This is a genomic window from Streptomyces sp. NPDC050535, assembly GCF_044457665.1.
Taxonomy (GTDB): domain Bacteria; phylum Actinomycetota; class Actinomycetes; order Streptomycetales; family Streptomycetaceae; genus Streptomyces.
This window is the reverse complement of record NZ_JBITHE010000002.1, coordinates 623,209-644,882: the sequence shown is the minus strand read 5'-3', so window position 1 is coordinate 644,882 and position 21,674 is coordinate 623,209. Positions and strand designations below refer to the sequence as shown.

Annotated in this window: 19 protein-coding genes and 1 tRNA gene; 10 read left to right on the top strand and 10 right to left on the bottom strand. The window is 70.3% G+C overall.

Annotated elements, in window-relative coordinates; all coding sequences use genetic code 11:
* Positions 1-31 precede the first annotated feature (31 nt).
* Entirely contained in the window at positions 32-1,210 is a 1,179-nt protein-coding gene (locus ACIBLC_RS07895) for an SUKH-4 family immunity protein (protein WP_399209906.1), read from the top strand.
* A gap of 641 nt (positions 1,211-1,851) precedes the next feature.
* Here the strand turns inward: ACIBLC_RS07895 and ACIBLC_RS07890 are convergent.
* Positions 1,852-2,307: an endonuclease domain-containing protein gene (locus ACIBLC_RS07890; protein WP_399209905.1), complete on the bottom strand. Its 456-nt coding sequence runs from the start codon at positions 2,305-2,307 to the stop codon at positions 1,852-1,854.
* A gap of 475 nt (positions 2,308-2,782) precedes the next feature.
* Positions 2,783-3,136: a pentapeptide repeat-containing protein gene (locus tag ACIBLC_RS07885; RefSeq protein WP_399209904.1), complete on the bottom strand. Its 354-nt coding sequence runs from the start codon at positions 3,134-3,136 to the stop codon at positions 2,783-2,785.
* 201 nt (positions 3,137-3,337) lie between these two features.
* Here ACIBLC_RS07885 and ACIBLC_RS07880 point away from each other — a divergent pair, with 201 nt between their 5' ends.
* A complete protein-coding gene (locus ACIBLC_RS07880) occupies positions 3,338-3,853 on the top strand; it encodes a hypothetical protein (RefSeq protein ID WP_399209859.1) in 516 nt (171 codons plus the stop codon).
* Between the two features lie 146 nt (positions 3,854-3,999).
* Here ACIBLC_RS07880 and ACIBLC_RS07875 read toward each other — a convergent pair.
* A tRNA-Cys gene (locus ACIBLC_RS07875) sits at positions 4,000-4,071 on the bottom strand.
* A 223-nt stretch (positions 4,072-4,294) separates the two neighbouring features.
* On the opposite strand from ACIBLC_RS07875, the gene ACIBLC_RS07870 reads away from it, so the two are divergent.
* From ACIBLC_RS07870 to ACIBLC_RS07855, 4 genes are all read left to right on the top strand, one after another.
* Positions 4,295-5,758: an MFS transporter gene (locus ACIBLC_RS07870; RefSeq protein WP_399209858.1), complete on the top strand. Its 1,464-nt coding sequence runs from the start codon at positions 4,295-4,297 to the stop codon at positions 5,756-5,758.
* 269 nt (positions 5,759-6,027) lie between these two features.
* Positions 6,028-7,821 (top strand): DEAD/DEAH box helicase, encoded by a 1,794-nt coding sequence (locus tag ACIBLC_RS07865; RefSeq protein ID WP_399209857.1) that lies wholly within the window; start codon positions 6,028-6,030, stop codon positions 7,819-7,821.
* Between the two features lie 471 nt (positions 7,822-8,292).
* Positions 8,293-8,934 carry an IclR family transcriptional regulator gene (locus tag ACIBLC_RS07860; RefSeq protein WP_266828067.1) on the top strand — a complete coding sequence of 214 codons (642 nt, stop codon included), beginning with the start codon at positions 8,293-8,295 and terminating at the stop codon, positions 8,932-8,934.
* Between the two features lie 210 nt (positions 8,935-9,144).
* On the top strand, positions 9,145-9,933 hold the full coding sequence (locus tag ACIBLC_RS07855) for a S16 family serine protease (RefSeq protein ID WP_399209856.1): 789 nt from the start codon (positions 9,145-9,147) through the stop codon (positions 9,931-9,933).
* A gap of 36 nt (positions 9,934-9,969) precedes the next feature.
* On the opposite strand, the gene ACIBLC_RS07850 is transcribed toward ACIBLC_RS07855, so the two are convergent.
* From ACIBLC_RS07850 to ACIBLC_RS07830, 5 genes are read right to left on the bottom strand one after another with little or no spacing between them, the layout of a single operon-like run.
* Positions 9,970-10,959, bottom strand: coding sequence for a glycine betaine ABC transporter substrate-binding protein (locus tag ACIBLC_RS07850; protein WP_399209855.1), 990 nt, complete (start codon positions 10,957-10,959; stop codon positions 9,970-9,972).
* Positions 10,956-11,831, bottom strand: coding sequence for an ABC transporter permease (locus ACIBLC_RS07845; protein ID WP_399209854.1), 876 nt, complete (start codon positions 11,829-11,831; stop codon positions 10,956-10,958). The genes ACIBLC_RS07850 and ACIBLC_RS07845 overlap by 4 nt, the downstream gene beginning before the upstream one ends.
* A complete protein-coding gene (locus ACIBLC_RS07840) occupies positions 11,828-13,111 on the bottom strand; it encodes a betaine/proline/choline family ABC transporter ATP-binding protein (RefSeq protein WP_399209853.1) in 1,284 nt (427 codons plus the stop codon). Before ACIBLC_RS07840 ends, ACIBLC_RS07845 begins: the two co-directional genes overlap by 4 nt.
* Entirely contained in the window at positions 13,104-13,751 is a 648-nt protein-coding gene (locus ACIBLC_RS07835) for an ABC transporter permease (RefSeq protein WP_399209852.1), read from the bottom strand. Before ACIBLC_RS07835 ends, ACIBLC_RS07840 begins: the two co-directional genes overlap by 8 nt.
* A 21-nt stretch (positions 13,752-13,772) precedes the next feature.
* Positions 13,773-14,243 (bottom strand): Lrp/AsnC family transcriptional regulator, encoded by a 471-nt coding sequence (locus ACIBLC_RS07830; protein ID WP_399209903.1) that lies wholly within the window; start codon positions 14,241-14,243, stop codon positions 13,773-13,775.
* 122 nt (positions 14,244-14,365) lie between these two features.
* Here ACIBLC_RS07830 and hppD point away from each other — a divergent pair, with 122 nt between their 5' ends.
* Positions 14,366-15,511, top strand: coding sequence for a 4-hydroxyphenylpyruvate dioxygenase (gene hppD, locus ACIBLC_RS07825; protein WP_399209851.1), 1,146 nt, complete (start codon positions 14,366-14,368; stop codon positions 15,509-15,511).
* Here hppD and ACIBLC_RS07820 read toward each other — a convergent pair.
* Positions 15,456-17,132, bottom strand: coding sequence for a tetratricopeptide repeat protein (locus ACIBLC_RS07820; RefSeq protein ID WP_399209850.1), 1,677 nt, complete (start codon positions 17,130-17,132; stop codon positions 15,456-15,458). The two genes, hppD and ACIBLC_RS07820, sit on opposite strands and share 56 nt — an antisense overlap.
* A 92-nt stretch (positions 17,133-17,224) precedes the next feature.
* Between ACIBLC_RS07820 and ACIBLC_RS07815 the strand changes: the two genes are divergently transcribed.
* Positions 17,225-18,640: an FAD-binding oxidoreductase gene (locus ACIBLC_RS07815; RefSeq protein ID WP_399209849.1), complete on the top strand. Its 1,416-nt coding sequence runs from the start codon at positions 17,225-17,227 to the stop codon at positions 18,638-18,640.
* Positions 18,641-18,668: 28 nt separating this feature from the next.
* Here the strand turns inward: ACIBLC_RS07815 and ACIBLC_RS07810 are convergent, their stop codons facing one another.
* Positions 18,669-19,145: an SsgA family sporulation/cell division regulator gene (locus ACIBLC_RS07810; protein WP_399209848.1), complete on the bottom strand. Its 477-nt coding sequence runs from the start codon at positions 19,143-19,145 to the stop codon at positions 18,669-18,671.
* A 230-nt stretch (positions 19,146-19,375) separates the two neighbouring features.
* On the opposite strand from ACIBLC_RS07810, the gene ACIBLC_RS07805 reads away from it, so the two are divergent.
* Both ACIBLC_RS07805 and ACIBLC_RS07800 read left to right on the top strand, forming a co-directional pair.
* Positions 19,376-20,869, top strand: coding sequence for an RDD family protein (locus ACIBLC_RS07805; protein ID WP_399209847.1), 1,494 nt, complete (start codon positions 19,376-19,378; stop codon positions 20,867-20,869).
* Between the two features lie 113 nt (positions 20,870-20,982).
* Positions 20,983-21,642, top strand: a complete 660-nt coding sequence (locus tag ACIBLC_RS07800; protein ID WP_399209846.1) for an RDD family protein — start codon at positions 20,983-20,985, stop codon at positions 21,640-21,642.
* Positions 21,643-21,674 lie beyond the last annotated feature (32 nt).

Here is a 21,674-nt window from a genome sequence, read left to right as displayed (position 1 = left end):
AGCACGATGCGTTCACATGCGCGGGGGAGCCATGAGCACGACTGACACCGAGGTCGGCGGCGCGATCACACTGACCGACGACGAGCTGTTTCCGTACATCACGCACGACGGCACGTGGCGTCGGCTGACGGGACCCGGACTGCCCGGCCAGGGCACGCTGATGGAGTTCGGCACACTGCGGGAGCACGGGCTGCGCAGGGTCGCGGACCTGGCGGGTGACGCGGAGACGCTCGCCGGGGAGCTCCAGGACCAACTGGTCATAGGGGCGCTGCGGACCTTCGACAGGGACCTGGAGTCGATCGTCCTCGACGGGGCGACTGGGGAGGTCTCCACGACGTCCGTCGACCCGGGCGCGGTGCTGACGGACCTCTCGCCGCTGGCCCCCTCCCTGGAGGCGCTGGTGCGTTTCGCGGCGGCCACGGAGGAGCTGACGGCCTTACGCGGCCATCTCGCGCCGCGGGAGACACGGTTCGGCCCGAAGGCGGTCACCGAGGTGTCGGACCGGCTGTCCGCCGTCTTCGAGGACGCGGCGGGCGACAAGGTGCCGCCGTTCTGGCGGATGGCCGCGCTGATCCGTCCGCTGGCCCGGATCGCGGGCCCCGGCGACGGGCTCGTCCTGGACCTGCCGAAGCGGCTGCTGGACGAGGAGTTCGGCACGGGCGGTGTCATGCGCTTCGAGGACGTGGACTTCCCGACCGCGCTCACGCACGAGCCGACGCGCCGCTTCCTGCGCGAAACCGGCCTCCCGGAGGACGGCGTCGTCTTCCAGCTGGACACGGAGGTGCCTCTGCCCGCCCTCAGCGAGTACTACACGGACGAGCACCCCGAAGACTTCACCGCCGACGAACTCCCCGCCGCCGCCGACCGGCTGATACGCCTCGGCTACCTGCTGGAGGACACCAGCCTCGTGGTGGACGGCTCCACCGGCGCCGTCCTCGCCTGGAGCGAGCCGGACCTCATTCTCCGCCCCCTGAACGCCGATATCTCCACCCTCGCGTTCACCCTCTGGCTGCTGCACCGGGAGAGGTCCCTGGACGCGGCCCACGGCCTCACGGACTCCTACGACCAGTTGGCCGTCACCATGACCCAGACCCTGGCCACGGTCGACCCTCTCGCCTGCGATCCGACCCCGGCCCTGACCGGCGACGACGGCCGCCGCTACTGGCCGGAGATATTCGAGGACCGGACGTACGGAGCGCTGTACGCGTAGGCGGGCCGTCGCACCGGCAAGGTCGCGGCGCCAGGAGTTGGACCTGGGCCGCAATGGATCGCACGATGTGACGTTCCCACAGATCGCCCTCTGAACCGGCGCTGCCGGGGAACGTTGGCGGGTGCACTCCTTCAGGTACGGGCGCACACAGGGGCGCCGGCGGCTGCACCGACGACCTGTGGGCGGCGACCGGACAACGCACGGTCACCTGTCCCACGCTGCCGCTCTGCCCGCCCGCGCCCCGAAAGACGACCTGGGATCCCCCACACCGGACGGCCACCCGGCAGTCGCCGCTGCCCGCACCCCGGAGAAACACCCAGAACCCGCCCGACACCCGTGACCGGATTCCACGCGCTGGATCAAGGCTGAGAGGCCGTGGCGGGAATCGAACCCACGTAACTCGATTGACAGGTTTCTCCGGGCTGGTCAGAGCACGAGTCGGGCTCGTGGGTGCTTGTCCAATCCCGTACGCGAGCAGTGATATCCGAAGCTGAGTGAATTGCTCTGGACGGCTGCGTACGGCGATGAACGAGACGGGAACTGAGACGGGGGTGGCCCCGAAGAGATGCCGCGTCCGTCTGAGCGTGCTGGCGTGTGCACAGGGAGGATCAGAGCGCCGGCCCGGCGGGCAATGAAACGAGCTATGCGCTGCATTGCCTCGCGGCGTCGGTGTGCTCGGGGCACCAGCGGTAGTAGCTCTCGTCAAGGTTTCGGCTGTGCGTTGCCCGTCCATGCCGGGGCCGCCATCCACGCCAGTAGCGGGTGTTACAGCGATTGCATAGCGGTGCGCGCACAAAGCCGTGCGTTTGGCAGTGGTCCCACACGCTCGCGCGGACGGTCATGCAGCTTGCGCACATGAACTGCGCAGCAGTTGGCCAGTCCCGTCGACCATCGCGGTCGACGCGGTAGCGCTGACCTGTCAGTTGGCCGTCATACGCCACGGCGTTCGCGTCGCTGCCTCTCGCGCCGTAGACGACCGCGGTGCGGGTGCACTCTCCTTGATCGGCTACCACGGCATCTCCGACCCGTTCGAACCACCCGGCGGCATCCTGGCCGTGGTGTGCCCCGAGACACGAGCAGTGGCATTCAGCGCCCATCGCCTCCAAACATGTCCTAGTGCATTTCGACAGCCTCGACATGTCTCGATAGAGCACGATGAACCCGTACCGGTCGACCGCCGCCGTAACCAGCCGTACGAGACTGCTACGCGGCAGGTTCCATCGGTCGCCGCTGAACTCCGGGGAACGGATGCCGACCGTCTTGTGTAGCCAACTGCGGTTACCCTTCCGGGGCGGAATCTTGGCGATGACCTGCCCGTGGAGCGGTAGCCAAACCATCGGCACAGGCCCTGTCCCGGGCTTGGTGACCACGCGTCCATCGACGATGCGAACTGGTAAGTCGTCCGTCATACGCCCACGGTGGCAGGAAGATAAGCATTCGGGAACTCCGCCTCCAGGATTGTCCGCGCTGGTCAGGGCGTGATCCGGACGCGTTCCGAAAGGTTGCCCCCAACACGCTTTCCAACTGTGCGTCTGGCCGTTCGGGGGTAGTCGTGGGCGTTCACGCAGCAGCTCAGGCAGGGTGCGCGTACTGCGGTGAACGGTGGCGCTCGTCAGCGCACTGGACAAGACCAGGACACTGGTCGGTCCTCGCTGACGGACCAGTAGCCAGCGAGTAGGCCCGGCGCCGGACTGTTCTTCCCGGGAGCCAGGACACCGGTACCGGGGGTACTGACAAATCCGCCCCGCTGTTCCCTGAACCCTGCACGCGGTACCGGCCGCATCCGATCGGCACGGACCGCTCCCGCATCGCCGCGGCAACGGCAACAGGCCAACCTGTTTCCTCCGACCACATCACATGTACCAGGTCCGCGTTGGTCGGGTCCGCGCCGCTCAGGTTCGCGCCGCGCAGGTCTGTGCCGCTCAGGTCCGCGCCGCTTGAGGGGCCCGCTGAGGAACTGCGTAGGTGAGATAGAGATCGTTTGATGAGTGACTCGAAACAGTTACCGATCTCGCTACGTCAGTTGGGAAACGTTAACCATGGAGCGGCAGAGCCTCTCATTCTGGTCTGAGATCGTCTTTACGTAGATGACTTTCCTGACACGCGAGGCTCCTCTGTCATCCTGGGATGGACGGAAGTCTCCTGTTGAACCTCATGGCTCTCCTGATCTCCATCGGCGCGGTCGCTACTTCGCTGATCTTTGGCATGCGGCAGTTGGCGATTGCGCGGCACGCCAACTACATGCCAGCCCTACTTGATCTGCTCAGTGAATTTAGAAAAGTGGAGTTTCACGAGCAATACAACTATGTCTGCCGCAGGCTACGCGAAGAGTGTTCGCCCGAATTGGGCATGAGTGAGTTGCCGCCAGAGGCCAAAGAGAGCGTCTACAGTGTTGCTTATTTTTTTCAAACTCTCGCGGGAATGTATGCCCTGGGGATTGTTGAGGAAGAAGTTGCCATGGTCATGGTGCGGGGCCGAGTGCGCGCAGTATGGCGTGCAATTGAGCCCTATGTGGTGAAGGAGCGTGAGTCGCCCATTGTGGATGACCATCTCTTTTCGCTACTGGAGACCTTCGCCGCTGATGCCGAACGCTTTATGGGGCCTTCGAGCGCCGACTTGCTCCGTGCTCGGTGGGGCCGTTGAGTGGGCGGCGGTGGGGTTAGGTTGGGCTATGGGTCGGTGAGGCTGCGTGGGTACTTGCAAGTGAGACGGGAACTGGGACGGACGGGCATAAGGGCGGCATCCCTTCCGGGGTGCCGCCCTTACGTTTTGCCTGGTCAAGGCGCTTGAGGCCGTGGCGGGAATCGAACCCACGTAACTCGCTTTGCAGGCGAGTCCCTAAACCACTCGGGCACACGGCCGTTGTCAGGTGCGGCACGGCTCACTCGTTCCGGACCTGATGGGTCGACCGTAGGCGGGGTGTGGGCGGGGCTCAAGGGGTGGGCGGGCGTTGCAACGGGACTGCCATGTGGCGTTCATGAACGGCGGGCCGGGGTGGGGGCGGTGGTCGTACGACGAAAGGCCTGGTCGATCAGGGTCTCCGGACAGGGGCCAGGGGCAGAAGTGACCCTTACGCTGGCGAGCATGACAGCTCTGGACGCACGCGATGCCACACCGGTTCCGGCAGCGGAACGGACCGACGACGACGGTGTGCTGGGCCAGGCCCATCGCGCACTCAGTATCGGCATCGTCTCCGTCGTGCTGCTGATCGCGTTCGAGGCGACGGCGGTCGGGACGGCCATGCCGGTGGCGGCACGGGAGCTGGACGGGGTGTCGCTGTACGCCTTCGCGTTCTCCGGGTACTTCACGACGAGCCTGTTCGGGATGGTGTTCGCCGGGCAGTGGTCGGACCGTGACGGGCCGCTGGCCTCGCTGACCGCGGGGATATCGGCCTTCGCCGTCGGGCTGTTGCTGTGCGGCACCGCGAGCGCCATGTGGCTGTTCATTCTCGGACGGGCGGTGCAGGGGCTCGGCGGCGGGCTGGTGATCGTCGCGCTGTACGTGGTGGTGGGGCGGGCGTACCCGGCGCGGCTGCGGCCGTCGATCATGGCGGCGTTCGCGGCGAGCTGGGTGATCCCGTCCGTGGTCGGGCCGCTCGCCGCCGGCGCGGTCACCGAGCACCTCGGCTGGCGCTGGGTGTTCCTCGGGATACCCGTCCTGGTCGTCCTGCCAATGGCCCTCGCGCTGCCCCAGATACGGCGGCGGACGGCGAGACCGGAAGGTGCGGAGGGCAAGGGCCGCGCGCGCTTCGACCGGCGGCGTATCCGGCTCGCGCTCGGTATCTCGTGCGGTGCCGGGATCCTCCAGTACGCCGCCCAGGACCTGACCTGGTTCTCGCTCGTCCCCGCGGCCGCGGGCGCCGCGCTGCTCGTCCCCGCCGTGCTCGGGCTGCTGCCCCGCGGCACCTACCGGGCGGCGCGTGGGCTGCCGTCCGTGGTGCTGCTCCGCGGGGTCGCGGCCGGCTCCTTCATCGCCGCCGAGTCCTTCGTGCCGCTCATGCTCGTCACCCAGCGGGGGCTGTCGCCGACGCTCGCCGGGTTCTCGCTCGCGGCGGGCGGCGGGACCTGGGCGCTGGGCTCCTACATCCAGTCGAGGCCGCGTGTGGAGCCGTACCGGGAGCGCTTGATGTTCCTCGGCATGGTGCTGGTCGCGGCCGCGATCGCCACCGCGCCGAGTGTCCTGATCCAGGCCGTGCCCGTGTGGATCGTCGCCGTCGCGTGGGGGTTCGGCTGCCTGGGGATGGGGCTGGTCATCGCCTCGACCAGCGTGCTGCTGCTGCAACTCTCGGCGCCGGAGGAGGCCGGCACCAACTCCGCCTCGCTCCAGATCTCCGACGGCCTCGCCAACGTGGTGCTGCTCGCCGCGGGCGGCGCTGCCTTCGCCGCGCTGGGCGGCGGTGCCCTGAGTCACACGGCCACCACGGCATCCGGCTCGCACCCGGCCGCCTTCGCGGCGGTGTTCCTGCCGATGGCGGGGGTGGCGCTGGTGGGTGCGTGGGTGACCACCCGGGTGCGGGGCACTCACCCCGGGTCCGAGGGTGCCGCGTGAGTGGCGCGGCCTTGAACCCCGAGGGTGCCCGTGAGGTGGTGTGCTCCGAGTCCTGAGGGTTGCCGTGAGCGGTCGCGGGATCCGAACCCTGAAGACGCCGCCTGAGGTGGCGAGACCTGAACCCCGACGCCGTGCACGACGCGATGCGATGTGACCTGAGTCCCATCCCAGGGGGCGCCGGTGTCGTGCGCGCGTTGGTGTGTGCGGGGCGCCGGTAGGGTGGCCCGGTTGTCATACGTAGCCGAGCCGCTCAACCCACACCGGAGACCGTGACTACCACCGCCGCTTCCGCCTCCCACCACCTCTCACCCGCCTTTCCCGGCCGTGCCCCCTGGGGCACCGCCGGCAAGCTGCGTGCCTGGCAGCAGAGGGCCGTGGAGAGGTACGTCCAGGAGCAGCCACGCGACTTCCTGGCCGTCGCCACGCCCGGCGCCGGCAAGACGACGTTCGCGCTGACCCTCGCGTCCTGGCTGCTGCACCACCATGTCGTGCAGCAGGTGACCGTGGTCGCGCCGACCGAGCATCTGAAGAAGCAGTGGGCGGAGGCGGCCGCGCGGATAGGGATCAAGCTGGATCCCGAGTACAGCGCGGGTCCGCTCAGCAAGGAGTACCAGGGCGTCGCCGTGACGTACGCCGGTGTCGGTGTGCGGCCCATGCTGCACCGCAACCGCGTGGAGCAGCGCAAGACCCTCGTCATCCTCGACGAGATCCACCACGCCGGTGACTCCAAGTCGTGGGGCGAGGCGTGCCTGGAGGCGTTCGAGCCCGCCACCCGGCGCCTCGCGCTCACCGGTACGCCCTTCAGGTCCGACACCAACCCCATCCCCTTCGTGACGTACGAGGAGGGGAGGGACGGGATCCGGCGGTCGGCGGCCGACTACACGTACGGATACGGGTCCGCGCTCGCCGACGGGGTCGTCAGGCCCGTCATCTTCCTCTCCTACAGCGGCAACATGCGGTGGCGTACGAAGGCGGGCGACGAGATCGCCGCCCGGCTCGGCGAACCGATGACCAAGGACGCCATCTCGCAGGCCTGGCGCACCGCCCTCGACCCGCGCGGCGAGTGGATGCCGAGTGTGCTGCGCGCCGCCGACCGGCGCCTGACGGAGGTGCGCAAGGGCATCCCGGACGCCGGCGCGCTCGTCATCGCGACCGACCAGGAGTCGGCCCGCGCCTACGCCAAACTCATCCGCGACATCACCGGGACCAGTGCCACCGTCGTACTGTCCGACGACACCGGTGCCTCGAACCGTATCGACGAGTTCAGCCAGGGCGACGCCCGCTGGATGGTCGCGGTGCGGATGGTGTCCGAGGGCGTCGACGTGCCGCGGCTCGCTGTCGGCGTGTACGCCACCACCATCTCCACGCCTCTCTTCTTCGCCCAGGCCGTCGGGCGCTTCGTGCGCTCCCGGCGGCGCGGTGAGACGGCCTCCGTGTTCCTCCCGACGGTTCCCGACCTCCTCGGCTTCGCCAACGAGATGGAGGTCGAGCGCGACCACGTCCTCGACAAGCCCAAGAAGGAGGGCGAGGAGGACCCGTACGCCGAGTCCGAGAAGGAGATGGAGGAGGCGAACCGGGAGGAGGACGAGGACACCGGGGAGCAGGAGCAGTTCTCCTTCGAGGCGCTGGAGTCCGAGGCCGTCTTCGACCGGGTGCTGTACGACGGTGCCGAGTTCGGGATGCAGGCGCACCCGGGGAGCGAGGAGGAGCAGGACTACCTCGGCATTCCCGGGCTGCTGGAGCCCGACCAGGTGCAGATGCTCCTCCAGAAGCGGCAGGCCCGGCAGATCGCGCACAGCCGCAAGAAGCCGGACGACGAGGCGGACCTTCTCGAACTGCCCGCCGAGCGGCGGCCGGTGGTCTCCCACAAGGAGATGCTGGAGCTCAGGAAGCAGCTCAACACCATGGTCGGCGCGTACGTCCACCAGAGCGGCAAGCCGCACGGGGTGATCCACACCGAGCTGCGGCGCGTGTGCGGGGGGCCGCCGAGCGCGGAGGCCACGGCGGGGCAGCTGCGGCAGCGGATCGCCAAGGTGCAGGAGTGGGCCACGCGGATGCGGTGACGCCGGGCGCTGTGCCTGTGCGGGTGACGCCGGGCGCTGTGCCGGTGGCCGTGCTGGCGTCGGTTGCTGGGGCTGTACCTCACCTCTATCTACCCTCTACCTCCACCTGCACCTCTACACGTAGCCGTGTCCACGTCCTGGTGGCGGCGTGCGGACGCTCGCGTGCGCTGTGTGCAGAGGTGGTGTACGCCGGGTCGCGAGCGCCGGGCGAATCGGGGCAAACAAAATCAGTCCGTACCAGCCGATGCCCGGATTCTGGACGGAGCCTTCCGCTGAGCGAACCGGCTCGCTACTGTCCCGCTACGCACACGCCCCGTGGCAGCGCAGCCGCGGAGCGCAGCCGTGAAGCGACTCCGCCCGGGAGAACCGGGTCTCAGCCGACCGGCGGCCTCTGAAGCGCGTCGCCGACGGGACTCGGTGCCGCGACCGCCGCGAGGGGGCCGTCGACCTCACCACTAAGGAGCGGGCGTCGTGACCGCGGAGACCTCTCAGACGCTCGACCGGGGACTGCGTGTCCTCAAGCTGCTCGCCGACACGGATCACGGGCTGACCGTCACCGAACTCTCCAACAAACTGGGCGTGAACCGGACGGTTGTGTACCGGTTGCTGGCCACGTTGGAGCAGCACGCTCTCGTACGCCGTGATCTGGGCGGTCGTGCCCGGGTCGGGCTCGGGGTGCTGCGGCTGGGACGGCAGGTGCATCCGCTGGTACGGGAGGCCGCGCTGCCGGCGTTGCGCTCGCTCGCGGAGGACATCGGGGCGACGGCCCATCTCACGCTCGTCGACGGCAGCGAGGCCCTCGCGGTCGCGGTCGTCGAGCCCACGTGGACGGACTACCACGTCGCCTATCGCGCCGGGTTCCGGCATCCGCTGGACCGGGGTGCCGCCGGGCGGGCGATTCTCGCCGCGCGGCAGGCGCCGGTCGGGGAGTGCGGGTTCACGCTGACGCACGGGGAGTTGGAGGCGGGGGCCAGCGGGGCCGCGGCGCCGCTGGTCGGTGTGACCGGGGTCGAGGGCAGCGTGGGTGTCGTGATGCTCGCGGACTCCGTGCCGGAGCGGGTGGGGCCGCGCGTCCTGGACGCGGCCCGCGAAGTGGCCGACGCGTTGCGCTGAGCGCGGGCCTGCCGGGTGCGGGTGCGTGAGGCTGAGCTCGGGCGGGCCGGGCGCGTGAGGCTGAGCTCGGGGTGGGTCGCGCGGCCCGGCGCTTGCGGGGTGCCGCCGCGCCCACCCGTGCCGCCCCCGGCGGCACGCATGCCCGCAGCTAAGGCGAGGGCGCGGGCACCGGCCCCCGCCCGCGGTCCCTCCGCGCGTTAGATTGACCCCGTGCTCTCTCGTCTCACGCGCCCCAGGGCCGTCGCTGTCTGTGCTGTTCCCGTTGTGGCTCTGGTCGCGGTGGCGGTGTTCGCGCCGTTGCCGTTCTCGCTGACGCAGCCGGGGATCACGGCGAACGTGCTCGGGGAGAACAAGGGGGAACCGGTGATCACGATCACGGGCGCGTCCACGCGCGAGACGACCGGGCAGCTCCGGATGACGACGATCGAGGCGACGGGGCCGGACGCCGGTGTCCACCTCGGGGACCTGCTCGACGCCTGGTTCCGCAAGGACCAGGCCGTGATGCCGCGCGACTCGGTCTACCCCAGCGGCGGCAGCGTCAAGGAGATCAAGCAGCACAACGCGGCCGAGATGCAGGAGTCGCAGGACACGGCAGCCGAGGCGGCACTCTCGTACCTGGGTGAGAAGAACGACGTCCAGGTCACCCTCAGGCTCGCCGACGTCGGCGGGCCCAGCGCCGGACTGCTCTTCTCCCTCGGCATCGTCGACAAGCTGGACGGCGACGGCAGCGGCGGCGACCTCACCGGGGGCCGCACCATCGCCGGTACGGGAACGATCGACGCCGCCGGCAAGGTCGGCGCGGTCGGTGGCGTCGCCCTGAAGACCCGGGCGGCCCGGCGCGACGGCGCGACCGTCTTCCTGGTCCCGAAGGCGGAGTGCTCGGACGCGAGGACGGAACTGCCCAAGGGGCTGCGCCTGATCCCGGTGACCACCCTCGAGGGAGCGGTGGAGTCCCTGGTGGCCCTGGAGAAGGGGACCGGCTCGGTACCGAGCTGCTGAACCCGCCAGGCGCCGGCCCGACCGCACGGACCTCCGTCAGCCGTCCTTCACGAACCCCTCCTCCTTCATCCAGTCCAGCGCGACCTGGTGCGGGTCCTCCCCGTCCACGTCCACCTTGGCGTTCAGGTCCCGCGCCACGGAGTTGTTCAGCTTCTTGGTGATGGGGTCGAGGACCTCGGCGATCGCCGGATACTTCTTCAGGGCCTTGGTGTTGATCTCGGGGGCGACGTTGTAGTTGGGGAAGAACTTCTTGTCGTCCGCCATCACCTCCAGGTTCATCGACTTGATGCGCCCGTCGGTGGTGAACACCTCGCCGTAGGTGCAGGTCCCCTTCGCCACCTGGGTGTAGATGATCCCGGTGTCCATCTGCGTGACGTTCCCGGCGGGGATGCTCATCCCGTACGCCTTCTCCATGCCCGGCAGCCCGTCCGCCCGGTTGGCGAACTCGCTCTCCACACACAGCGTGACCGCGCTCGGGTCCGACTTGGCCAGCGCCGCCACGTCGGAGAGCGTCTTCGTGCGGTACTTCCTGAAGTTGGACTGGTTCATGGCGAGCGCGTAGGTGTTGTTGAGGGTGGACGGCGGCAGCCAGGTGACGCCGTTCTTCGCGTCGGCGTCCCGCACGGCCTCCCACTGCTTCCGCGGGTCGGTGATGGGTTCGCTGTTGCCGAGGTACGTGATCCAGGCGGTGCCCGTGTACTCGTACATGCCGTCCGCGTCGCCGCTCTTCACCGCCTCGCGGGCACCGATCGAACCCTGGATGCCGGTGCGGTCGAGCACCTCAGCGCCGGCCGCCTGGAAGGCGATGCCCATGATCGCGCCGAGGATGAGCTGCTCGGTGAACTCCTTGGACGTCACCGTCAGATCGGCGCCCTCCAGCGGCTTGCCCTGCCCGATCGAGCCCGGTTCGACGTCGTCGACCATGGGCGAGCCGCTGGTCAGCCCACAGCCGGACGCCGCGACCAGCACCCCGGCCAGCCCCAGACACGTACGCCTGACGGCCCTGGTGACGCGCACGGCCCTCATGACTCCACCTCCAGTCCCCGCGGCCGCAGCAGCAGTTCGGCCAGCGAGGCGAGCCAGTCCACGAGCAGCGCGAGGGCCACGGTGAGGATCGAGCCCAGGACCAGGACCGGCATGCGCTGGGTGGTGATGCCGGTGGTGATGAGGACGCCGAGGCCGCCGCCTCCGCCGAAGGTGGCGAGGGTGGCGGTGCCGACGTTCAGGACCAGCGCGGTACGGACACCCGCGAGGATCAGCGGTACGGCCAGCGGGAGTTCGATCCGCGACAGGACCCCCAGCTGCGACATGCCGATGCCGCGCGCGGCCTCCAGCAGGGTCGGGTCGTTCGCCTTCAGTCCCGCGATCGTGTTGGAGAGGACCGGCAGGACGGCGTAGATGATGATGCCGATCAGGGCCGCCTTCTCGCCGATGCCCAGCCAGATGACCAGCAGCGCGAGGAGGCCGATGGCCGGGGTCGCCTGGCCCATGTTGGCGAACGTCATCGCGACCGGGGCCGCCTTCCGGAACGCCCTGCGGGTCAGCAGGATGCCCAGCGGGATCGCGATGATCAGCACGAAGAACGTGGAGATCACGGTGAGTTGGATGTGCTGGGTCAGCGCTTTCCACACCTGGCCGCCGGAGATCGCGTTCTCGGAGATCGAGTCCAGGTCGGCCTGCTGGAACCAGAGCCAGGTGGCCAGGAGCACGGCCGCCAGCGCCGCGGGCAGGAAGGTCAGCTTCTGCCAGGTGATCCGGCGCCTCGGGGCGGCGGCCGGTGGCGGCGGCCCCGGCTCGACCGAGCCGCCGTCCGTGCCCTCGTCGGCGGAGTCGCGGAAGGCGAGCCCCTTGACCTCGTGCTCACCCTCGGGCCGCTGCCCGGGCGGGGGAGTGTTCACGCCTTCCCCTCCCCGCCCTCGACGCCCTCCTGCTCGAAGTGGGTCTGCTGGGCGCGCGCCTCCTCCAGCTCGTGCTGGTGCTCCATGGCGTCCAGCCGGTCGGCCTCCAGGAGTTCGTGCACGGAGTTCATCAGCGTCTCCATGTCGACGACGCCGATGTACTCGCCGCGCCGCCCGGTCACCGCGACCCGGCCCGTGTTGTCGGTGAGCACCGCCTCCAGGGCGTCCCGCAGGGTGGCGTCCCGGGTCACGGTGTCGTGCACCAGCGTGCCCGCCCGCGCCAGCGAACCCTTCGCCCGCATCAGGTCGCCGCGCCGCAGCCACTTGTAGGGGCGCCCGCGCCGGTCGAGCAGCAGGATCTCGTTCGTGCCGCTGGAGCGGAGCTTGTTGAAGATGTCCTGGAGCGGGTCGTCGACGGTGATCGTCGGATACTCGGTGATCTCCACATCCCGTACCCGGCTGAGGTTGAGCCGCTTCAGGGCCGCGCCCGCGCCCACGAACCCGGACACGAAGTCGTCGGCCGGGTTGGTGAGGATCGCCTCCGGGGTGTCGAACTGCGCGATGTGCGAGTGCTCGCGCAGTACCGCGATCCGGTCGCCCAGCTTGATCGCCTCGTCGAAGTCGTGGGTGACGAAGACGATCGTCTTGTGCAACTCGTGCTGGAGCCGGATCAGTTCGTCCTGGAGGTGGTCGCGGGTGATCGGGTCGACCGCGCCGAAGGGTTCGTCCATCAGCAGGACGGGCGGGTCGGCGGCCAACGCCCTTGCCACACCCACACGTTGCTGCTGGCCCCCGGAGAGCTGACGCGGATAACGGCCGAGGAACTCGCCCGGGTCGAGCCCGACCAGGTCCAGCATCTCCTCCACCCGCGACTTGATCCTCCCCTTCGGCCAGCCGGTCATCTTCGGTACCAGGGAGATGTTCTGAGCGACCGTCATGTGCGGGAAGAGCCCGGAGGACTGGATGGCGTACCCGATCGTGCGGCGCAGCTTCACCGGGTCCATGTCGGTGACGTCCTCGCCGCCGATGCGGATCCGGCCGCCCGTCGGCTCGATCAGCCGGTTGATCATCTTCAGGGTGGTGGACTTGCCGCAGCCCGACGGGCCCACGAAGACGACCAGTTCACCGGCCTTGATCTCCATGTTGACGTTGTCGACCGCCGGGTCGGCGCTGCCCGGATAGCGCTTGGTGAGGTTCTCCAGCTCGATGGTGGCGCCGGAGGTGCGCTCCTCCACCGGCACGGGACCGGCGTCGGCCGCGTTCTCGGTCGTCTCAGACACGGATCCCCCTCGGGATGGTCAGCCGCCCGATGAGGACGTACACGGCGTCGAACAGGAGCGCCAGGATGATGATCCCGAGGGTGCCCGCGAGTACCTGGTTGAGCGCGTTCTTGCTGCCCAGGGAGCCGATGCCGCGGAAGATCTCGTTGCCGAGGCCGGGCCCGGAGGCGTACGCCGCGATGGCCGCGATGCCCATCAGCATCTGCGTGGAGACCCGGATGCCGGTGAGGATCGGCGGCCAGGCCAGCGGCAGTTCGACCCGCACGAGCTGGGCGACGCGCGACATCCCGATGCCTCTCGCCGCGTCCACCAGTGAGGGGTCGACCCCGCGCAGGCCGACGATCGAGTTGCGCACGATGGGCAGCAGTCCGTACAGCGTCAGCGCGATGACGGTCGGCGGGACGCCCAGTCCGACCACGGGGATCAGCAGACCGATCATGGCCAGGGACGGGATCGTCAGGATCATGGAGGTGGTCGTGGTGGCGACGCCGCCGGCCCACTCGCTGCGGTAGGTGACGACACCGATCACCACACCGATGACGGTCGCCACGACCATGCACTGGAAGACCGCGCTGGCGTGCTGGTAGGCGTCCGTGAGCAGTTGCTGGTGGCGGCTGCCCAGGTACTCCCAGAAGTTCACACCAGTCACCCCCGTCGTCGGTCAGTGCTCGGTCGCCGCTTGCTCCACCAGCGGGATGATCCGCAGCGGAACAGGGTTCTCCATGACGATCGCCGTGGAGGCCCGGACGATGCCATCAAAACCGACAACCCGGTCGATCACACGTTGGAGATCGGCGTTCGAGCGGGCGACGAGCCGGCACATCATGTCGCCGCCGCCGGTCGTCGTGTGCAGCTCCAGCACCTCGGGGACGGTCGTCAAGTGGGCCCGTACGTCGGGGCCTTGCCCCTGCCTGATCTGGAGGGTCGCGAACGCCGTGACCGGGTATCCCAGCGCGGCCGGATCCACCTGCGGCCCGAACCCCCGGATGACTCCATTCGACTGAAGCCGGTCGAGCCGCGCCTGTACGGTGCCGCGCGCGACACCGAGCCGCCGGGACATCTCCAGGACGCCGATGCGCGGCTCCTCGGCGAGCAGCACGATGAGCCGGCCGTCCAGATGATCGATCGCCATGAGGGCCTCCGGGATGGTCAGCTTGTACATAACGCCCGCTGAATCGAGCGATCGTATGAACAGAGTGTCCTGTGAAAACGCAAACTATTGCGCACCTTGCGAAGCGGGGGGAGCCTGCGAGCATGACCCAGACCACTCACCACACTCCCGACACCGCCCGGCAGGCAGACCCCTTCCCGGTCAAGGGAATGGACGCGGTCGTCTTCGCCGTCGGCAACGCCAAGCAGGCCGCCCACTACTACTCCACCGCCTTCGGCATGCGGCTGGTCGCCTACTCCGGACCGGAGAACGGCAGCCGCGAGACCGCCTCGTACGTCCTGGAGAACGGCTCCGCGCGCTTCGTCCTCACCTCCGTGATCAAGCCCGCGACCACCTGGGGCCACTTCCTCGCCGAGCACGTGGCCGAGCACGGCGACGGTGTCGTCGACCTCGCCATCGAGGTCCCGGACGCGCGCGCCGCGTACGCGTACGCCGTCGAGCACGGCGCCCGCTCGGTCGCCGAGCCGTACGAGCTGAAGGACGAGCACGGCACGGTCGTACTCGCCGCGATCGCCACCTACGGCGAGACCCGGCACACCCTGGTGGACCGCTCGGGCTACGACGGCCCCTACCTCCCCGGGTACGCCGCCGCCGCGCCGATCGTGGAACCGCCCGCCCACCGCACCTTCCAGGCCGTCGACCACTGCGTCGGCAACGTCGAACTCGGCCGCATGAACGAGTGGGTCGGCTTCTACAACAAGGTCATGGGCTTCACGAACATGAAGGAGTTCGTGGGCGACGACATCGCGACCGAGTACAGCGCGCTGATGTCGAAGGTCGTCGCGGACGGCACGCTCAAGGTCAAGTTCCCGATCAACGAGCCCGCCATCGCCAAGAAGAAGTCCCAGATCGACGAGTACCTGGAGTTCTACGGCGGCGCGGGCGTCCAGCACATCGCGCTGAACACCGGCGACATCGTCGAGACCGTACGCACCATGCGTGCGGCCGGGGTCCAGTTCCTCGACACCCCGGACTCCTACTACGACACCCTCGGCGAGTGGGTCGGCGACACCCGCGTCCCCGTCGACACCCTGCGCGAACTGAAGATCCTCGCCGACCGCGACGAGGACGGCTATCTGCTGCAGATCTTCACCAAGCCGGTCCAGGACCGCCCGACCGTCTTCTTCGAGATCATCGAACGGCACGGCTCGATGGGCTTCGGCAAGGGCAACTTCAAGGCGCTGTTCGAGGCGATCGAGCGCGAGCAGGAGAGGCGCGGAAACCTGTAACGGCGGCCCGCGCGGGCTTGGCCGACGGCTTGTCCGAGGCCGACGGTGCGCCCGAGGGCGAGGGCTTGTCCGAAGGACTGGGCCTGTTCGAAGCCGACGGCTCGTCCGGTTCCGTCGTTCCACCGGAGTCCGTCGTCCCGTCGGCGCCCGCCGTCTTCTCCGAGTCCGCGGAGTCCTCCGCCGGCCCGCCCGGTCCCTCCCCGGCCGCCGGCTCGCCCAGTGCCTCCAGCGCCGCCTCGGCGGACGGGACGAGGAGCGGCGAGAAGTACGGGTTGACGCGCAGCGCCTCGGCGAGGTGACGGCGGGCCGCGCTGTCGCGCTCCAGGGCGCGTTCGATCTGGCCGCGGTGGTAGGCGTACAGCGCACTGCGTACGCCGCCACCGTGCTCCTTGTCCATGGTCCTGGTGGCGAACCCGAGGGCCTCCTCGTGCTCCCCGGCCCGGTGCAGCGCCCAGCCCAGCGCGTCCGCGACGGCGATCGCCGGGTGCTGCTTCCACTCCTCGCGCAGCAGCCGTACGGCGGTCGCGGGATCGCCGTGGTCCGCCTCGAAGAGCCCGAGGACCAGCTCGTCGTCCACACCCCCGGCGGCCTCCTGGCGCACCCGCTCCCGCAGTACGTCGTACTGGACGCGCGCGGCCCCCTCGACCCCGAGCTTCTCGTACAGCTCGCCCAGTTCCAGCGCGTACCGCGGCTCGGGCCGCTTGGCGAGCGCCGTCTGGTAGGCGCGCAACGCCTCCGACGTGCGCCCCAGCGCCGCCAGTGCGCGCCCCTGCCCGGCGTGCGCGCCGTGCTCGTCGGGGTCCGTGCGCAGCGCGCGCTGGTAGTAGCCCAGCGACTGTTCGCGGTCGCCGCGCTCCCAGGCCAGCTCGCCGGCCTGCTGGAAGAAGGCCGCCTGCTCGGCGGGGGTCGCCGCGCCCGAAGCGGCGTCGGCGACGGCGGCCGCCGCGTCCTCGCGCCAGCCCTGGTCCCAGTAGACCCGCGCGGCACGCGCCATCACCGTCGGACCGGAGCGCAGCTCCAGCAGCTTGTCGAGGGCCTTCCGGGTGGCCTTGTGGTCGCCGAGACCCGTGTACGCGTCGATCAGCAGCGGATAGGTCGTCCAGCGCTTCGGCGACAGTTTCACGGCCGCCTCGCCCCACCGCTTCGCCGCCCGGAAGTCACCACGGGCGTTGGCGAGCGCCGCGAGGCCGTCGAGCGCCTCCACGTTCCCCTTCGGACGGGCCCTGAGCGACGTACGCAGCGCCTGCTCGGCCTTCGGGTAGTACGCGGGCGTCGCGGTCCGCCGGCCCTGTTCCACATACGCCGCACCGAGCACGGCCCACGACTGGTCGTCACCCGGATGGGCCCGCAGATGCGCCTCGCGGTCGCCGATGAGCGCCGCCAGATCGGGCAGCGCCGCGGGCACTCCGGCGCCCACCGCCGTCTGCGCCCGCGCCACCGGACCGGCGGCGGGCTCCGCCGCCTCGCGCCCCGACGAGGGCAGCAGGACCAGCACCCCGCCGAGTACGGCGCCTGCCGCGGCGACGCCGATCAGGGTGCGCCCGGCGAGGGGGGAGAAACGGGATCCGGAGGGCTCGGGCTCCTGCTGCCGCGCGGCGGGTCGCTGCTCTTCGATCTCCATGCCGCTCACTGTGCGTCAGTACGAAGACCACATCGCGGCACGCGTTGGGTGCAGCGGACGGGGTTCACACCGATGGCCCCGGGTGGGACGCTGTGATCATGAGCCGTATCGAAGCCCGGCCCGACGAGGACGGGACAGTGACCGGCGGTCTCGTGGACCGCCTGCTGAGCGGTCTGCCGACCGAGGCCGTGCTGACCGACCCGGACGTCACGGCCTCCTACGCCAACGACATGGCGAGCTTCTGCGAGGCGGGCACCCCGGCCGTCGTCGTGCTGCCGCGCACCGTCGAGCAGGTCCAGCACGTCATGCGCACCGCCACCGAGCTGCGCGTCCCCGTCGTCCCGCAGGGCGCCCGCACCGGCCTGTCCGGCGCCGCGAACGCCTCGGACGGGTGCATCGTGCTGTCCCTGCTGAAGATGGACCGCGTGCTCGAGATCAACCCGGTCGACCGGATCGCCGTGGTCGAGCCGGGAGTCGTCAACGCGACCCTCTCCCGCGCCGTCAACGAACACGGCCTGTACTACCCGCCGGACCCCTCCAGCTGGGAGACGTGCACGATCGGCGGCAACATCGGCACCGCGTCGGGCGGCCTGTGCTGCGTCAAGTACGGGGTGACGGCGGAGTACGTCCTCGGTCTGGACGTCGTGCTCGCCGACGGGCGGCTCATGACGACCGGCCGCCGCACCGCCAAGGGCGTCGCCGGGTACGACCTCACCCGCCTCTTCGTCGGCTCCGAGGGCTCGCTCGGCATCGTCGTACGGGCGGTGCTCGCACTGAAGCCGCAGCCGCCCCAACAACTCGTGCTGGCAGCGGAGTTCGCCTCCGCGCGGGCCGCCTGCGACGCCGTGGTCAAGGTGATGGAGGGCGGTCACGTGCCGTCCCTCCTCGAACTGATGGACCGTACGACGGTCAAGGCCGTCAACGACCTCGCCCACATGGGCCTCCCGGAGACCACCGAGGCCCTGCTCCTCGCCGCTTTCGACACTCACGACCCCGCCGCCGACCTCGCCGCGGTCGGAGCCCTGTGCGAGGCCGCGGGCGCCACCCAGGTGGTGCCGGCCGAGGACGCGGCCGAGTCCGAACTCCTGCTCCAAGCGCGCCGGTTGGCGCTCGTCGCGCTGGAGGCGGTCAAGGGCACCACGATGATCGACGACGTGTGTGTGCCGCGCTCCCGGCTCGGCGACATGCTGGAGGGCATCGAGCGCGTCGCCGACAAGTACGCCCTGACCATCGGCGTCTGCGCGCACGCCGGCGACGGCAACACCCACCCCACGGTCTGCTTCGACGCCGCGGACCCCGACGAGTCCCGGCGCGCCCGTGAGTCCTTCGACGAGATCATGGCGCTCGGTCTGGAACTCGGCGGCACGATCACCGGCGAGCACGGCGTGGGCGTCCTGAAGAAGGAGTGGCTGGCGCGCGAGATCGGCCCGGTGGGCGTGGAGATGCAGCGGGCGATCAAGGCGGCCTTCGACCCGCTGGGGCTCCTCAACCCCGGCAAGCTCTTCTGACGCCGACCCACCTCTACCGCCCACCCCTCTACTGCTCACCGTCCCTGGACTCGTCCGAGGGCCACGGGTCGCGCAGCCACAGATCGTCGGCCGGAGTCGGAGCGAGCAGCTCGGCGAGGCCGTCGTCGATACCGAGCCGCTCGGCCTCAGAGCCCGGGGGAACCGCCCGGAGGGTGCGCTCCAGCCAGGCGGACACCTGCGCGGCGGGCGCTTCGAGCAGCGCGTCGCCGTCGGGCGAACTCAGCGCCATCAGCACCACACCGCGGCCCGCCACCTTCGTCGGCCACACCCGCACATCGCCGTGCCCGCACGGCCGGAACACCCCCTCCACGAGCAGTTCACGGGCGAAGGTCCAGTTGACCGGATGGTCGGTGCCGACGTGGAAGGTGATGTGGACGGCGTACGGATCGTCGGTCCGGTAACTGAGCCGCGCCGGGACGGGGATGCTGCGCTCCGGCGACAGGACGAGTTTGAGTTCCAGTTCGCGTTCCACCACGGTGTGCATACCGGTGCTTCCTTTCTCGTACGGGGCCCCGGGGCGGGCCCGTACGAGTGGAGAGCGCGAAGGAGCGGAATCATTACGCGGGTTCCGCGAAGTATTTTTCGGGCGGCCCGCGCACATAGCGGATCCATGCCCGAATGGGGCGGGTACAGCGGGAGCGGCAGTGGCGGGTGCGCCCGTCTGGTAGATGTGGAGCCCCCAACAGACCCCCGAGCAGATACGGGACGACGGACATGAGCGCCCCAACCCCGGCACCCGGTGACGACAGGCCCCGCGAAGGCTATTACCCGGATCCCTCCATTCCTGGATATGTCCGTTACTGGAACGGTGCCGCCTGGGTACCGGGCACGAGCCGTCCGGCGCCGTCCGACGGCGTACCGCTCGCACCGCCCGGCACGCCCCCGGCCTCCGTGCCCGCGCAGTCCCAGGCGCCGGTTCCCGCCGAGGAGACCGGACCGCACTTCTTCGACGAGGACCCGCAACCGTCCCGCGGGGGCCGCCAGGTGAGCCCCGCCGAGGCCCAGCACGGGAGCCGTCCCGAACCCGCGGCCGCCTGGGGTGCCGACCGCTCCCAGCAGTCCGGGTTCGGCCTCGACCAGGACCGCCGGGTGTCCTGGGGCGCGCCCCCCGGAGCCGTCGACCCGCGGGTGCCGCGTGCCGCCGACCCCGCGGACCCGCTCGTCCAGCCCGACGGCCGTTCCTCGCGTACGGACGGCACGGCGACGATCCCGCCCGCCGGCCAGGGCGGCTCCCAGCCCGCGGCGTCCGGCGGCCCCGTGGTGTTCCGGCGCCCGACGGGACCGGTGCGGCCCGCGGGGACGACCGGAGATACGCCGGACGCATCCACCGGCAGTGGCAGTGGCAGTGGCAGCGGCAGCGGGCACTCCCGCGCTTCCGGTGCCGAGGACCTGCCCTCCGAGGGCACCATGACCTTCCGTCCGCTAGCCCAGCGCCCGGCGCAGCCGGAGAGCACGGGCCCGGCCGCCGCGTCTGCCGGGGGCGGCTTCGCCGCCGGGCAGGCCGCCCAGGCCGCGGTCCAGGCCGCCGCCCCCGCCGCCCCGGCCGTCCCCCAGCAGGCCGGCGGCGCCCCCATGGCGGCCGGTACCGGCGGCGGGCAGCCCTCCTGGGCCCAGCAGGTGCACCGGCTCGCGGGTGACCCGGCGGAGGAGGGGCAGCCCGTCGCGCCGTGGAAGCCGCCGGTCGAGGACATCTTCACGGCCGCCGCGCGCAGGCAGTCGGCGACACGTCCCGCGGGCCTGGGCAGGCGGCTGGCCGCCCGGCTGGTGGACAGCGTCGTGCTCGCCGCGGTCACCGGAGTGGCCGCCGTACCGCTGGGCACCAAGGCGGCCGACCACGTCGACGCGAAGGTCGACGCGGCCAAGCTGTCCGGCGAGACCGTCACGGTCTGGCTCCTGGACGGCACGACCGCCGGCTACCTCGGGATCGTCCTCGCCGTCCTGCTCGTCTTCGGCGTCCTCTACGACGCGCTGCCCACCTCCAGGTGGGGCCGCACCCTCGGCAAGATGCTCTGCGGGATCCAGGTGTGCGACATCGAGGGCCACGAACCCCCGTCGTTCGGCTCGGCGTTGCGCCGCTGGCTCGTCTACGCCGTCACGGGCGTCCTCGGTGTCGGTGTCCTGGGTGTCCTGTGGTGCCTGTTCGACAAGCCGTGGCGCCAGTGCTGGCACGACAAGGCGGCCCACACCTTCGTGGCGGCGCGCACGTAGAGGGCGCCGCCCCGGGGCGTACCCGGCCGCGGTTCGTCGGTCGTACACGACCCGGTAGCCCGGACGGCCGCTCGCCGGATGCGGCGGCCGGGAGTTCGCGGTCCACTCGGGCCATGAGCAGCGAACCGCCGCCCCCGGGCTCCGGCCGGCCCCCGGAGGACGATCCGTTCAGGAAGCAGCCGCCGCCCGCCGCGGGCGGCGGCTCCCCGTACGACCCCTCGTACGGCAGCCGGCCCCCGCCGCACGGCGATCAGCCGCCCCCCTTCGGCGGAGGCGGCGATCCCTACGGCGGTGGCGGCCCCTACGGAGGCGACCCGCTCTCCGGGATGCCGCCGCTCGCCGACAGCGGCAAACGGACGCTGGCGCGGATCCTCGACATGATCATCGTGGGTGTCGTGGTGTGGCTGCTGTCGTGGGCGTTCGGGGTGACCGAGTACGACGTCGACACCGACAAGATCGACACCGGCAGGTCGCTGGGGCAGTCGCTCGTCGCCGCCGTGCTCTACATCGGCTACGACACCGTCATGATCAGCCGCACGGGGCAGACCCTCGGCAAGCGGCTGTTCAAGTTGCGGGTGGCCAATCTCGACAACGGCTCCACGCCCTCCTTGCAGACCACGCTGGTCCGCTCGCTGGTGCTGTGGATCCCGTTCGCGTTCTGCTGCGCGTGCATCTGGACCGCGATCGCGGGCGGCTGGAGCTTCTTCGACAAGCCCTACAAGCAGGGCCTCCACGACAAGGCCGCCAAGACCGTGGTGGTCAGCGCCGGCTGACCGGCGGCGCGGAGGAGCGGCAACGAGAACCG